The organism is Kineosporia sp. R_H_3, assembly GCF_002198675.1.
Taxonomy (GTDB): Bacteria; Actinomycetota; Actinomycetes; order Actinomycetales; family Kineosporiaceae; genus R-H-3.
Genome location: NZ_MWLL01000180.1, coordinates 1 through 14,207 on the forward strand (window position 1 = coordinate 1; position 14,207 = coordinate 14,207).

The window sequence follows — 14,207 nt, forward strand, 5'->3', positions numbered from 1 at the left end:
CTCCCTCCAGCTCGTCGTCCCGACGACGGCGCCCCCCGCCCACCGGAGGACGTCCGCCGTGCCTGCGGCCATCGTCATGACCAGAGGACGCCCTGCCCCGCCCCCGGGTTGACACGACCGAACGTGCGTCTCGTTTCTACCGGCACGCAGGGCCCGCGGTCCACGCGACCGGGCATCGGCGGGGCATCCGCACACCATCTCCACACCCTCGCCGGTTCGCACTACGCTCACGGACCGTGAGCACCGACCCCATCAGCGCCCCGGACGTCGCCCCCGCCGACTGCCTCTTCTGCCGCATCGTCGCGGGCGAGATCCCGGCGAGCGTCGTCGAGCGCGGCGAGCGCGTCCTGGCGTTCCGTGACATCGACCCCAAGGCGCCGACCCACGTGCTCGTCGTCCCGCTCGAGCACCACCGGGACGTCACCGCGATCGCCGCGGCCGACCCGGCGGCGCTCGCCGAGCTCGTCGCGCTGGGCTCCCGGATCGCGGCCGCGGAGGCTGGCGGCCCGTACCGGCTCGTCTTCAACACCGGCGCCGAGGTCGGGCAGTCGGTGTTCCACGTCCACGGGCACGTGCTGGCCGGCCGCTCGTTCACCTGGCCGCCCGGCTGACGCTCCCTCCCGCACCGGTGACCGGAGGGCGAACGGTCCGGTCCGCCCGGTTCTCACCGGCGGGGTGTCGGCACCGGCGGTTAGCATGGTCGCAGCCGCCGGGGGTACCGACCAGGTACCGACGACGGCACGTCAGCGATCGTCACGAGAGCGAAGGGTGGTCGGCTCCCGCCACTCATGTCAGACCAGACAGCAGGCCAGAACCCTGCAGAGCGTGCCCCGGCCGACCGCCGGCAGCCCACCCACGCAGCCGTGCACCGGATCGTCGTGCCGCCCGAGGTGGCGATGGTGAGCCTGCTCGGCGCCCGTGACGAGATCCTGCGCGCCGTCGAGCACTCGTTCCCCCTGGCCGACATCCACGTCCGTGGCAACGAGATCACGATCAACGGCCCGTTCGGCGAGGTCGCCCTCGTCGAGCGGCTCTTCGACGAGCTCGTCACGGTGGTCGCGAGCGGCCAGCCGCTCACCGCCGACGCCGTGGAGCGCTCCGTCGGCATGCTCCGGCAGCAGACGAGCGAGCGGCCGGCCGACGTCCTCACGCTGAACATCCTCAGCAACCGGGGCCGCACGATCCGGCCCAAGACGCTGAACCAGAAGCACTACGTCGACGCGATCGACGAGCACACGATCGTCTTCGGGATCGGCCCGGCCGGTACCGGCAAGACCTACCTCGCGATGGCCAAGGCCGTGCAGGCGCTCCAGGCCAAGCGGGTCAGCCGGATCATCCTCACCCGGCCCGCCGTCGAGGCCGGCGAGCGGCTGGGCTTCCTGCCGGGCACCCTCACGGACAAGATCGACCCGTACCTGCGGCCGCTCTACGACGCCCTGCACGACATGGTCGACCCCGAGTCGATCCCGCGCCTCATGGCCGCCGGCACGATCGAGGTCGCGCCGCTGGCGTTCATGCGCGGCCGCTCCCTCAACGACGCCTTCATCATCCTCGACGAGGCGCAGAACACCTCGCCCGAGCAGATGAAGATGTTCCTCACCCGGCTCGGCTTCGGCTCGAAGATGGTCGTCACCGGCGACGTCACCCAGGTCGACCTCCCGTCGGGCACGCAGTCCGGCCTGCGCGTCGTCCAGGACATCCTCGACGGCATCGAGGACGTCAGCTTCAGCACGCTGACGAGCGCGGACGTCGTCCGGCACCGGCTCGTGAGCGACATCGTCGACGCGTACTCGCGCTGGGACGACGCCCGCCAGGCGAGCGCCCCGTCGGCCCCCGGGCCGCGCCCCGCGGGCCGTCCGGACGTCAGCGGCCGGCGACGGGACCGGCGCTGACGCCGTGCCCGGTCCGCCCTTGCGAGCCCTTCCCGCGCGTCGACCGCGACGCCGGCACCCGAGAACTGTGAGCATCCCCGCGTGAGCATCGAGGTCAACAACGAGACCGGCGTCGCCGTCGACGAGACGGAGATCGTCGCGCTGTCGCGGCACGTCCTCGCCGAGATGCGGGTGCACCCGCAGGCCGAGCTGAGCGTGATCCTCGTCGACGAGGCCGCCATGGAGCAGCTCCACATGCAGTGGATGGACGAGCCCGGCCCGACAGACGTGCTGTCGTTCCCGATGGACGAGCTGCGCCCGGGCAGCGACGAGGAGGAGTCGCCCGCGGGGCTGCTCGGCGACGTCGTGCTCTGCCCGCAGGTCGCGGCCAAGCAGGCGGAGACCGCCGGTCACACGACGCAGGAGGAGCTGCTCCTGCTGACGACCCACGGGATCCTCCACCTGCTCGGCTACGACCACGCCGAGCCGGACGAGGAGAAGGAGATGTTCGCCCTGCAGCGGCGGCTCCTCCTCACCTTCCTCGCGACGCGCGGACGACGGTGAGCACCCGGCCGTGAGCACCCCGACCGTCCGGCTCGTCGTCCTCTGCGTCGTCCTCGTCCTCGTCGCCGCGCTCCTCGCGGCGTCCGAGGCGGCCCTGTCCCGGGTCTCCCGCGGGCGCGCCGCCGACCTGCACGACGAGGGGCACCGCGGCGCGGCGGCCCTCGTTCGGGTCGCCGCCGACCCCGCGCCGACCCTGTCCGTCTCGGCGTTCCTGCGGATCCTCGCGATCACGAGCACGGGCGCGTGCATCCTCGTGCTCTACCTGACCCTGCTGCCCAGCCGCTGGCAGGCGGTGGCCGCCACCATCGGGACGGCGACCGCGGTCTCGTTCGTCCTCGTCGAGGTGGGCCCGCGCACCCTCGGCCGGCAGAACGCCGACCGGGTCGGCCTCGTCGCCGCCCCCGTGCTGCGGGCGCTGGCCCGGGTCCTCGGCCCGGTCGCCCGGCTGCTCGTGCTGCTCGGCAACGTCCTCACGCCGGGCAAGGGGTTCCGCGACGGCCCGTTCGCGTCGGAGGCCGAGCTGCGCGAGCTCGTCGACATGGCCGGTGAGAGCAAGGTCATCGAGGCCGACGAGCGGGAGATGATCCACTCTGTCTTCGAGCTCGGCGACACCCTGACCCGCGAGGTCATGGTGCCGCGGACCGCGCTCGTCTCCGTCGACCACGGCACGAGCCTGCGCGCCGCGATGTCGCTGTTCCTGCGGTCCGGGTTCTCCCGGGTGCCGGTCGTCGGCGACGGTCTGGACGACGTCCGCGGGATCATCTACCTCAAGGACGTCGCCCGCCGGCTCCACGAGCGGCCGGACGTCGCCGCGGGGGAGACCGTCGAGAAGGTCATGCGCGACCCGCTCTTCGTGCCCGACAGCAAGCCCGTCGACGACCTGCTCCGCGAGATGCAGCGGGACGCCGGGCACGTGGCGGTCGTCGTCGACGAGTACGGCGGCACCGCGGGCATCGTCACCCTCGAGGACCTCGTCGAGGAGATCGTCGGCGACATCGCCGACGAGTACGACCGGGACGAGCCCGACGTCGAGGACCTCGGCGACGGCGCGTTCCGGGTGCGCTCGCGGGTGCACATCGAGGAGGTCGGCGACCTCTTCGGCCTCGACCTCGAGGACGACGAGGTCGACACCGTCGGCGGCCTGCTCGCCAAGGCGCTCGGCCGGGTGCCGATCGCCGGGGCGACGGCCCGCGTCGACGGCCTCGAGCTCGTGGCCGACCGTTTCGAGGGACGCCGCAACCAGCTCGCGACGGTGCTCGTGCGCCGCGACCCGACCGTCGAGGACGACGAGGACGACGAGGAGCGCGACCGATGAGCAAGGGCGAGAACTCCAGCGGCGGTGCCGGTCGCAAGGGCGGCGGCCGCCCCGGCGGTTCGTCGGGAAGGGCCCGCAGGCCCACGGCCGCGGCCGGCAGCGGCGAGCGGGAGGGCGCGACCTACGGCCGCACCGGAAAGCGGACGACCGGGCGCGACATCGGCCCCCTCGAGCCGGGTCAGACCCCTACGGACGCAACGCTTCCCGCGTTCCGCTCGGGCTTCGCATGCCTCGTCGGCCGGCCGAACGCCGGCAAGTCGACGCTGACGAACGCGCTCGTCGGCGAGAAGGTCGCCATCACGTCGAGCCGGCCGCAGACGACCCGGCACACGATCCGTGGCATCGTGCACCGGCCGGACTCCCAGCTCGTGCTCGTCGACACCCCCGGCCTGCACAAGCCGCGGACCCTGCTCGGCGAGCGGCTCAACGACCTCGTGCGGGAGACGCTCCTCGAGGTCGACGTCATCGGCTTCTGCATCGCCGCCGACCAGGCCGTCGGCCCCGGTGACAAGTTCATCGCCGCCGAGCTCGCGGAGCTGCGCAAGCTGCGTCGCAAGCGCCCCGTCGTCGCGATCGTCACGAAGACGGACGCCGTCCAGAGCCAGGTCGTCGCCGAGCAGCTCCTCGCGGTGTCCCGGCTCGTCGACGCCGACGACATCGTCCCGGTGTCCGCGCTCGAGGGTTTCCAGGTCGACCGGCTCACCGACGTCCTCGTCAGCCACCTGCCCGACGGCCCGCCGCTCTACCCGGACGGCGACCTCACCGACGAGCCGGAGATCGTCATGATCGCCGAGCTCGTCCGCGAGGCCGCCCTCGAAGGCGTCCGCGACGAGCTGCCGCACAGCCTCGCCGTCGTCGTCGAGGAGATGAACCCCCGCGAGGGCCGCCCCGCCGACGACCCGCTGCTCGACGTCTACGTGCACGTGTACGTCGAGCGCGACTCGCAGAAGTCGATCGTCATCGGCAAGGGCGGCGCGCGCCTCAAGGACGTCGGCATCCGTGCCCGCTCGGGCATCGAGGCCCTGCTCGGCCAGCGGATCCACCTCGACCTGCGGGTCAAGGTCGCCAAGGACTGGCAGCGCGACCCGAAGCAGCTGCAGCGCCTCGGGTTCTGACGCGCGGGCCCGGATCGCGGGCGCCGGTGGTGTGGTCGGCCTCACCACGGGGTCGGCGCGCCGACGGCGGCGGGCCGGTCGATGATCGGTACGGGGGTGGATGACGTGCTGACGCTGGTGCGGGTCGTCGTCATGGTCGCGATGCTCGGGATCGTCCCGCTCGGGCTCGGACTCGTCGGCGGGCGCGGAGTCGAGGCGCTGCGCCGGGTCTGGTTCGGGCCGGCGCTCGTGGCCGCGGCCGCGCAGTGGCTGCCGCGCGGGGTGCCCACCGCGGTGCTCGCGGTGCCGTACCTCGCGCTCACCGGGGCGCTCGCCGGTGTCGCGGCCGTGCGCGCCTGGACCTACCTCGCGGACCGCTGGGCCGCCCGGGGCGCGGGGACGGCGCACCGGCGGTGGGTCGTCGAGGTGGCCGTGTGGACGGCGCTCGCGACCCCGGTGATCGGGGCGCTGGCGCTCGTCGCCGAGCGGGCGGGCGTGCGGCTGTTCGGGTTCCGGCTGTCGATCCTCGCGCTCACCGTCGCCCACTTCCACGTCGCGGGATTCGCGGCAGCGCTCGTCGCCGGTCTCGTCGCCCGGGCCACGGCCGCGGGAGCGCTCGGGACGACGGCCGCGCTGTGCGTGCCCGGCGGCACGCTCCTGGTGCTGCTCGGCTTCTTCGTCGGCGACGAGGTGGAGCTCGCCGGGGCCGTCGTCCTCACCGCGGGGATGTGGGCAGCGGGCTGGCTGACGTGGCGCGACGTCCGCCCGCAGAGCCCGGACCGGGTCACCCGGGGCCTGCTCGCCGTGTCCTCCGTCGTGCTCGCGGCGACGATGGTGCTCGCGCTCAGCTGGGCGCTCGGCGAGGCGACCGGTCTGCCGCACCCGTCGATCACGTGGATGGCGGCCACGCACGGGGTGACCAACGCGCTCGGGTTCGCGCTTTGCGCCGTCCTCGCCTGGCGCCGGCTCGGCGCGCGACCGCTGTGACGACGACGACCACACCGACCACACCGACCACCACGACGAAGGAGCGACGACCGATGGGCCTCGACGCAGTGCTCGCCCGCTCGCTCGCCGAACGACCCGGCTACCCGGACGTCGGCGCCACCCGGGCGGCCGCGCTCGACGGCGCACCGCTGCCCGCGGGGTGGAAGCACCTGCGGCACAGCGAGGTCGTCGGGTCGGGGGCGGCCGCGCTCGACGCCGCGGGGGAGTGCATCCGCGGCTGGGGGATGCACCGCGGCGCCGGGATCACCGTCACGGCGAGCGCCCCGGTCGCGGACGTCGGGGTGACGACCGTGTCCGGGATCGGCGTCGGCCCGCTGCGGCTCGCCGCGCCCTGCCGGGTGCTCTGGGTCGTCGACGAGCCGACCGTCCGCGGCTTCGGCTACGGCACGCTCGCCGGCCACCCCGAGACGGGGGAGGAGGCCTTCGTCGCCCGCCTCGGGGACGACGGCGAGGTCCGGATGACGGTGCTCGCGTTCAGCCGGTCCGGGCGCTGGTACACCCGGGCCGCCGGTCCGCTCGTGCGGGTCTTCCAGGCCGTCGCTGCGCGGGCCTACGTGCGCGCCGTCCGCCGCGCCTGCACGAGGTCCGCCGGCTCCTGAGGGGTGAGGACCTCCGCCCCGTCCTCGGTGATGGCGATCGTGTGCTCGCTGTGCGCCGTCCGGCAGCCCGTCGCGCTGCGCAGGGTCCAGCCGTCGGCGTCGGTGACGAGGCGGTCGGTGTCCGCCATGACCCACGGCTCGAGGGCGAGCATGAGCCCCGGCCGCATCGTGTAGCCGCGGCCCGGCCGCCCGGTGTTCGGCACGTGGGGGTCCTGGTGCATCGTCGACCCGATGCCGTGCCCGCCGAACTCGGTGTTCACGGGGTAGCCCGCCTCCGTGAGCACGGTGCCGATGGCGTGCGAGACGTCGCCGATCCGGGCCCCGGGGCCGGCCACCGCGATCCCCGCGCGCAGGGCACGCTCGGTCGTCTCGATGAGCTCGACGCTGCCGGCGGGCGCCGTGCCCACGACGAAGCTCACGGCGGAGTCCGCGGCCACCCCGCCGGTGGAGACGGCGAGGTCGAGGCTCAGCAGGTCGCCGTCCGCGAGGGCGTAGTCGTGCGGCAGCCCGTGGAGCACGGCGTCGTTGACTGACGTGCAGATGTAGTGGCCGAACGGTCCGCGGCCGAAGGACGGCTCGTAGTCGACGTAGCACGACTGCGCACCTGACCCGACGATGAGCTCCTGCGCCCAGCGGTCGATGTCCAGCAGGTTCGTCCCGACCGTCGTCCGGCTCCGCAGCGTCCGCAGGATGTCGGCGACGAGGGCGCCCGACTCCCGCGCCCTGGCCAGCTCGGTGGGGTTGAGGAGCTCGATCATGGGACGCCTTCCGCGCTGCCGGCCGCTGTCCCGGCCATCCTCCCCGACGGACGGCGCCGCCGCGGCCCGGCGAAAACCGCTCGCGCGCGCCCCGGGGGTGCTGCCTAGACTCCGCGGCATGCCGGGTTGACGCCGTGAACGCCCCGCAGCCTCCCGCCGGGCTGCCCCGAGGTCCCACGCGGAGAGCGCCACGCGCCGGGTGGGTCGCTGGTACGCGCTCGTCCGCGGTCTCGACGACGCGATGCCGATCTACCCGGTCTACGCGCTGCTCTTCAGCGAGACCGGGGTGTCGGACGCCGGTGTCGCCGGCCTGTTCGCGCTGTGGTCGCTCGCCGTCGTCGTCCTGGAGGTGCCGAGCGGCGCGTGGGGTGACGTCGTCGCCCGGCACCGGCTCGTCGCGGTCGCGGGTCTGGTGCGGGCGGCCGGGTTCGCGGTCTGGGTCGTCGCGCCGTCGTACCCCGCGTTCCTCCTCGGGTTCGCGCTGTGGGCGCTCGGCAGCAGCCTGATCTCCGGGACGCTCGAGTCCCACGTCCACGACGCCCTCGCGGTGCACGGCGCGCAGGGCGAGTACCGGCGCGTCGCCGGCCGTGCGCACGTCGCGTCCCTCGTCGGCATGATGCTCGCGACCGCGAGCGCCCCGCTGCTCCTCGCCGCGGGCGGCTACCTGCTCGTCGGCCTCGCGAGCAGCGTCGTGTGTCTCGCCTTCGCGGTCGCCGCGCTGCGGCTGCCGGACCCGGCGGCCTCCGGCTGGCGCCGGGCACCGATGGCGCTGCCGGACGACGCGGACCACGCGGTGGACGGCGCGCACGACCAGGACGACGAGGACGACGAGGACGACGAGGACGACGCGGCGGACGACGACCCCGAGCACCCGTGGCGCGCCTGGTGGCGCATGCTGCGGGACGGCGTCCGGGAGGCCGCGACGCACCCGCCGGTCCGGCGGGCGGTGCTGCTCGCCTCGGTCGTCTGGGCGGCGCTCGCGCTCGACGAGTTCTTCCCGCTGCTGGCCCGCACCACGGGGTTCACCGAGCAGGTCGTCCCGCTCGTCATGCTCGCCGTCACCGCGGCCCAGGTCGTCGGCGCGTGGGCCGCGACCCGGCCCGGCGCCGACCGCCGGCTCGCGGTGATCTGCCTGACGTCGTTCGGCCTCCTCGCCGCCGGGTGCCTCGCCGCCACCGTGCCCGCCTGGGTGGCGATCAGTGCCGGCTACGGGCTCGGCCAGGCCGCCGTCGTCCTCGTCGAGGCACGGATCCAGGCGGTGGTGCGCGGTGCGGCCCGGGCCACGGTCACCTCGGTGGCCGGTCTCGGCTCCGAGGTGCTCTCCATCGGGCTCTACCTCCTGTGGGGGCTGGCCGCCGACCCCGCGGGCCGGCCCGCGGCGACCGCGCTCGTCACGCTCCCGCTGCTGCTCGCCGTCCCCCTGGCGCTGCGCAGGCCGCGGGCGGTGCAGGGGAGCGAGGCGGGTAAGTTCACGTCAGCTTGAGCTTCGTGACGAGGAGGGGCCGGATGCCGGGGGAGCGCGACGAGCTGCTGACGGTCGGGGCGGTCTCACGACGGTCCGGGGTGGCGCCGTCCGCGCTGCGGTACTACGAGAGCCGCGGGCTGCTCGGCGCGACCCGGACGGCGGGCGGGCACCGGGTCTTCCACCGCAGCGTGCTGCGCCGGCTCGCCTTCGTCCGGGCGGCCCAGAACGTCGGCCTCACTCTGGAGGAGATCGCCGACGCACTCGCCACCCTGCCCGCCGGCCGGACGCCGACGAAGGCCGACTGGGCGCGGTTGTCGCGGGCCTGGCGGGAACGGCTCGACGAGCAGATCGCGGCGCTCGAGAAGCTGCGCGACGGGCTCACCAGCTGCATCGGCTGCGGCTGCCTGTCGCTGCGCCGGTGCGCCCTGTCCAACCCCGCGGACGAGCTCGCCGCGACCGGCCCCGGGGCCCGGTACCTGTCACCGGTGCTGCGTCGTCCGCCCCTCGGGCCGGGCCGCCCGGGCGGGGGCGGGAACCCTAGTGGAGCAACGCGTCCCGCCGGGTGATACCGGTGCGCTGCCATCCGTTCGGATGACCCCGCGACGGCCGTTCGGGTGATCGGCGCCCCCGAGCATTAGGGGGTCACATCCCCTCCCTGGGCTGGCAACATCAACATCAATCCGCATGAGGTCTGTCCAGACCCTCCCGCGAAGGGGCGATAGGCCGAACGGCTGGGTATCACACGAACCCCTGCGAGGCCTCCGAACCACTGCGCACCATCGGCACCAGGACATGTTCCACCGATCCACCCGCACCACCACCCGAACCACGCACCACGCACCACCACCGCCCACGGCGGCGCGACGGGGAAGGTCGCGCACCGGGGGCAGCACCGTCCCGTCGGGGGACGGGGCAGGGCATGAGCCGACCGTCCGGCCGAGGAGCCTGCGCGCTCCTCGGCCTGATGCGTCGTGCCTTCATAAGGGGCTGGCATGAGCGCAGGGGCGCGCGTCGTCGAGCACTTCAACCACCACCGGACCAGGGCCGTCGTCGGCTTCGTGCTGTGCGCGATCGTCGCGCTGACCGGCGCGAACCTCGCCGCGGGCTACGCCCGCGCCGCGACGCCGGTGGGCGCCGGCTTCACGGTGACCTCCGGGGACCTGACCTACATCCTCAAGCAGATCAAGATCTCGGAGCGGCACGCCCGGGCCTACCTGGGCACCGACGGGTCGATCCCGACCAACCCCGACAAGGCCAACGACCCCTGGTACTGCCAGTCCCTCGTCGGCCCGGCCGCCGACCAGATCCCCGACCGGCTCACCGCCTACGGGCTGCGCACCGTCGACGGCGCGTGCAACAACCTCTTCGCGGGCCGGGAGACCTACGCCGCCGCGGACCAGCCCTTCCCGCGTCTCGTCGCGCCGCTGTTCCAGGACGCCGAGGGCAGCCCCGCCGGGTTCCCGCCCGCCACCTCCACGTCGTACAAGCAGAAGAACCAGGGCAACGTCGTCTACGACAGCGAGCCCCGCACCATCAGCAACCTCATCGCCGACCAGACGGTGACGAACCCGGCCGCCGTGGACGCCGCGCTGCACCCGGCCCGCTCGCAGAGCCCGGACCCGAGCGCCATCCCGTGCGACAGCAACGGGCTCCCGACCGGCTGCACGCCGCCCGGCAAGACGCTCTTCATCCCCAACATCACGACGGACGTCGGCCTGTCGCCGCCCTACAACAGCTTCTTCACGTTCTTCGGCCAGTTCTTCGACCACGGCGTCGACCAGACCGTGAAGGGCAGCGGCACGGTCTACGTGCCGCTCGCCGCCGACGACCCGCTGCGGACCGTCGGCCCGGACGCGAAGCCGAACACCGGCGACGAGGTGCCGAGCAGCCGTGCGTTCATGGTGCTGACCCGCGCCCAGAACCAGCCGGGCCCGGACGGTCAGCTGAACACCTCGGACGACGTCCAGGACGCCGACAACACCGACAGCCCGTGGATCGACCAGTCGCAGACGTACACGTCGCACGCGTCGCACCAAGCGTTCCTGCGGGAGTACGTCCAGACCGCGACGAAGAGCCCGGTCACGACGGGCGAGTTCCTCACCGGTCTCGGCGCGGGCGCCACGTACACCGGGTCGCCGGACATGCGCGGCGGCATCTCGACGTGGGCCGCCGTCAAGAAGCAGGCGCACGACCTGTTCGGCATGCGCCTCACGGACCGCGACGTCCTCGACGTCCCGATGCTCCGCACCGACCCGTACGGCAACCTCGTGCTCGGCCCGAACGGCCTGCCGCAGTACGTGACGACGGGCGGCACGTTCGTCGAGGGCGTCCTCGACGACCCGGCGACGACGGCCGACGAGACGGTCCCGGTGCCGGCGGACGTCGTCCACTTCGACACCCCGTTCCTCACGGACATCGCGCACAACGCCGACCCGAGCAAGCAGGACACCAACCACAACGGCGTGCCGGACACCTGGCCGACGCCGGACACCGACTCGGACGCCTCCGCGCCCGGCGCGCCCCAGGCCGCCGGCACGTACGACGACGAGCTCCTCGCCTCGCACTTCGCGTGCGGTGACGGGCGCTGCAACGAGAACATCGCCCTGTCGGCCGTGCACCAGGTGTTCCACTCGGAGCACGACCGGCTCGTCGAGGAGTTCGACACCAAGACGCTGCCGGCGAGTGCGGACCTGCAGGCGCTGTACCAGGCGACGAACTGCGCCGTCGGCTGCGCGACGAACGACCCGGCGCGGCCGACCACCTTCACCTACGGCGAGCGGCTCTTCCAGGCGGCGCGCTTCGTCACGGAGATGGAGTACCAGCACCTCGTCTTCGAGGAGTTCGGCCGCAAGGTGCAGCCGGCGATCCGGGTGTTCCACGTCTACTCGCCGGACGTGAACCCCGCGGTCAAGGCCGAGTTCGCGCACGCCGTCTACCGGTTCGGGCACTCGATGCTCGACGAGGACGTCGCGCGGTACGACGAGCTCGGCAACGGCTCGAAGGTCGACAACTCGCTGCCCCTGCTCACGGCGTTCCTCAACCCGCCGGAGTACTTCGACAAGGCACCGGGGACGGCGTACACGCCGCAGGCGGCCGCGGGCGCGATCGTCATGGGCTCGGTCGACCAGACGGCCAACGAGATCGACGAGTTCGTCACCGAGGCGCTGCGGAACAACCTGCTCGGGCTGCCGCTCGACCTTGCGACGCTCAACCTGGCCCGCGCCCGGGACGCCGGCGTCCCGCCGCTCAACCGGTTCCGGCGGGCGCTGAACGCCGAGACCGGTGACCCGCAGGTGGCGCCGTACGAGAGCTGGGCGGACTTCGGCCAGCACCTCAAGCACTCGTCCAGCCTGGTGAACTTCGTCGCCGCCTACGGCACGCACCCCTCCATCACGAGCGAGACGACGCTGGCCGGGCGCCGCGAGGCCGCGCGCCTCATCGTCGACCCGCTGCCGACCGACGTGTCGCCCCCGGACGCCCAGGCGTTCCTCTTCGGCGCCCGGTACAACGGCGTGGACGCCGGCCCCGGCCAGGACGGCCTGCCCGGGACCGACTGCGACACGGCGACCCCGTCGCCGGAGTGCGCGGACAACACCCCCGCGGTCCCGGCCAAGGACTGGACGAACGACGCGGACGGCGTGACGACGACCGGGCTGGACGACGTCGACCTGTGGATCGGCGGCCTCGCCGAGCAGACGAACATCAACGGCGGCCTCCTCGGCTCGACGAACAACTACGTCTTCCAGATGCAGATGGAGCTGCTCCAGGAGAGCGACCGGTTCTACTACCTCGGCCGCACGCCGGGCATGAACCTGCGCAGCCAGCTCGAGGGCAACTCGTTCGCCGAGATGATCATGCGGAACACGACGGGGACGCACACCCTCAAGGCCGACGTGTTCGCGACCGCCGACTGCAAGTTCGAGCTGAAGAACCTCGCCGGCACGGTCGCCGGCTGGGACGCGGACGGCGCGAACGTCACGGACGACCCGAACAGCGAGTGCGACGAGCGCAAGCTCCTCGTCCGCAGCCCGGACGGCACGCTCGCCTACAAGCAGAACAACAACGGCGTCGACCCGCCGGGGATCAACGGCCAGGCCGTCTACAACGGGACGGCCGGCGTCGACCGGGTCAAGGGCGGCGTCGACAACGACACGGTGTGGGGCGACGAGGGCGACGACGTCATCGACGCCCAGGGCGGTGACGACGTCGTGCTCGGTGGCGACGGTGACGACAAGATCACCGACTTCGGCGGCCTCGACGTCCTCAAGGGCGGCCCGGGCGACGACGCCATCGACGCCGGCCCGGGTGACGACATCATCATGGGCGGCGACGGCAGCGACCTCGTCAACGGCGGTGCGAACGACAACGAGACGTTCGCCGGCGAGGGCAACGACTTCATCCTCGGCGGTCAGGGCGCGGACGTCGTCTTCGGCGACGGCGGGGACGACTGGATCCAGGGCGGCTCCGGCCAGGACCTGCTCCAGGGCGACCACGGGGCGCCGTTCTTCGACGACCCGGGCGAGACGATGCCGGGCAACGAGGTCTTCGTCGGCCAGGTCGGCGAGAACGACTACGACGGTGAGGGCGGCGACGACCTCATGGCCCAGAACGCCGCGATCGACCGCAACGCCGGTTCGGCGGGCTTCGACTGGGCGTTCCACCAGTACGACACCGTCGGGGCGGACGACGACCTCGAGATCAACCGCAACCTCGGCCCGCTCCCGCTCCAGGTCGTCGTGAACCGCGACCGCTGGGACGAGATGGAGGCCGACTCCGGGTCGCGCTTCAACGACACCCTCCGGGGGTCGACGGTGGCGCCGAAGGACATCGCCGGCGGCGGCTTCAGCGGCTGCAACGCGCTCGACCCCACCGGCGTCGCCCGGATCACCGGTCTCGACCGGCTCGTGCAGGTCTTCCCGACCGAGCTGCCGCCGCTCGTCGCGGCGTCCGCGGCGGGGCGCTGCCCGCTGACCGGTGCGCCGGACCCGGCGAACCCGGGACCCGCGCCGAAGAACGGCGAGGGCATGGTGTGGGCCGAGGGCGACATCCTCCTCGGCGGCGCCGGCAGCGACCTGATCCAGGGCCGTGCCGCCGACGACATCATCGACGGCGACCACGCGCTCCAGGTCCGCATCAGCGTCCGGACGCTCGGCAACGACGGGAAGCCGACGGCCACCGAGCTCGGCTGGACCGACCTCATCGAGGGCAAGAACAAGAAGTCGGGCGGCACCTTCGGGCCGGGCACGACGGCGAGCACCACGCTCCAGCAGGCGATCTTCTCCGGCGCCGTGAAGCAGGCCCAGCTCGTCGTCGTCCGTGAGCTCGTCGACCCGGCCGGTGCCGCGATGGGCGTCACGGCGTCCACCGGTGCGGCCGGGGACTGCGACCTCGGCGCCGCCGCGACGAACTGCGACATCGCGATGTTCTCGCAGCCGTCGACGAGCTACCAGATCCGCACCAAGGCCGACGGCTCCGTCATCGTCACCCAGCTCGGGGTCGTCGGCGGCGGTGGCGGCGGTGGCGGTGGCGGTGG

General features: G+C 73.3%; 11 protein-coding genes. 10 read left to right on the top strand and 1 reads right to left on the bottom strand.

Going from position 1 to position 14,207, the window contains the following annotated elements:
- Positions 1–236: 236 nt before the first annotated feature.
- From ECOMGDLI_RS20040 to ECOMGDLI_RS20070, 7 genes are all read left to right on the top strand, one after another.
- Positions 237–611, top strand: a complete 375-nt coding sequence (locus tag ECOMGDLI_RS20040; RefSeq protein WP_233153550.1) for an HIT domain-containing protein — start codon at positions 237–239, stop codon at positions 609–611.
- Positions 612–788: 177 nt separating this feature from the next.
- Positions 789–1,892, top strand: a complete 1,104-nt coding sequence (locus ECOMGDLI_RS20045; RefSeq protein ID WP_088318660.1) for a PhoH family protein — start codon at positions 789–791, stop codon at positions 1,890–1,892.
- Positions 1,893–1,973: 81 nt separating this feature from the next.
- Positions 1,974–2,435, top strand: coding sequence for an rRNA maturation RNase YbeY (ybeY, locus tag ECOMGDLI_RS20050; protein WP_088318661.1), 462 nt, complete (start codon positions 1,974–1,976; stop codon positions 2,433–2,435).
- A 10-nt stretch (positions 2,436–2,445) separates the two neighbouring features.
- On the top strand, positions 2,446–3,750 hold the full coding sequence (locus ECOMGDLI_RS20055; RefSeq protein ID WP_088318662.1) for a hemolysin family protein: 1,305 nt from the start codon (positions 2,446–2,448) through the stop codon (positions 3,748–3,750).
- On the top strand, positions 3,747–4,865 hold the full coding sequence (gene era, locus ECOMGDLI_RS20060; RefSeq protein WP_088318663.1) for a GTPase Era: 1,119 nt from the start codon (positions 3,747–3,749) through the stop codon (positions 4,863–4,865). Before ECOMGDLI_RS20055 ends, era begins: the two co-directional genes overlap by 4 nt.
- Positions 4,866–4,970: 105 nt before the next feature.
- On the top strand, positions 4,971–5,831 hold the full coding sequence (locus ECOMGDLI_RS20065) for a YndJ family protein (protein ID WP_088318670.1): 861 nt from the start codon (positions 4,971–4,973) through the stop codon (positions 5,829–5,831).
- A gap of 53 nt (positions 5,832–5,884) precedes the next feature.
- Positions 5,885–6,451 carry a DUF1990 family protein gene (locus tag ECOMGDLI_RS20070; RefSeq protein WP_088318664.1) on the top strand — a complete coding sequence of 189 codons (567 nt, stop codon included), beginning with the start codon at positions 5,885–5,887 and terminating at the stop codon, positions 6,449–6,451.
- Here ECOMGDLI_RS20070 and map read toward each other — a convergent pair.
- The gene (map, locus tag ECOMGDLI_RS20075; RefSeq protein WP_088318665.1) at positions 6,403–7,209 is read right to left on the bottom strand and encodes a type I methionyl aminopeptidase; all 807 of its coding nucleotides are present in this window, start codon (positions 7,207–7,209) and stop codon (positions 6,403–6,405) included. The genes ECOMGDLI_RS20070 and map overlap by 49 nt on opposite strands.
- 199 nt (positions 7,210–7,408) lie before the next feature.
- On the opposite strand from map, the gene ECOMGDLI_RS20080 reads away from it, so the two are divergent.
- From ECOMGDLI_RS20080 to ECOMGDLI_RS20090, 3 genes are all read left to right on the top strand, one after another.
- Entirely contained in the window at positions 7,409–8,692 is a 1,284-nt protein-coding gene (locus tag ECOMGDLI_RS20080; protein ID WP_088318666.1) for an MFS transporter, read from the top strand.
- Positions 8,693–8,715: 23 nt separating this feature from the next.
- A complete protein-coding gene (gene soxR / locus ECOMGDLI_RS20085; RefSeq protein ID WP_088318667.1) occupies positions 8,716–9,240 on the top strand; it encodes a redox-sensitive transcriptional activator SoxR in 525 nt (174 codons plus the stop codon).
- A 426-nt stretch (positions 9,241–9,666) separates the two neighbouring features.
- The coding region (locus ECOMGDLI_RS20090) for a peroxidase family protein (RefSeq protein ID WP_088318668.1) at positions 9,667–14,207 on the top strand (4,541 nt) is incomplete at its 3' end.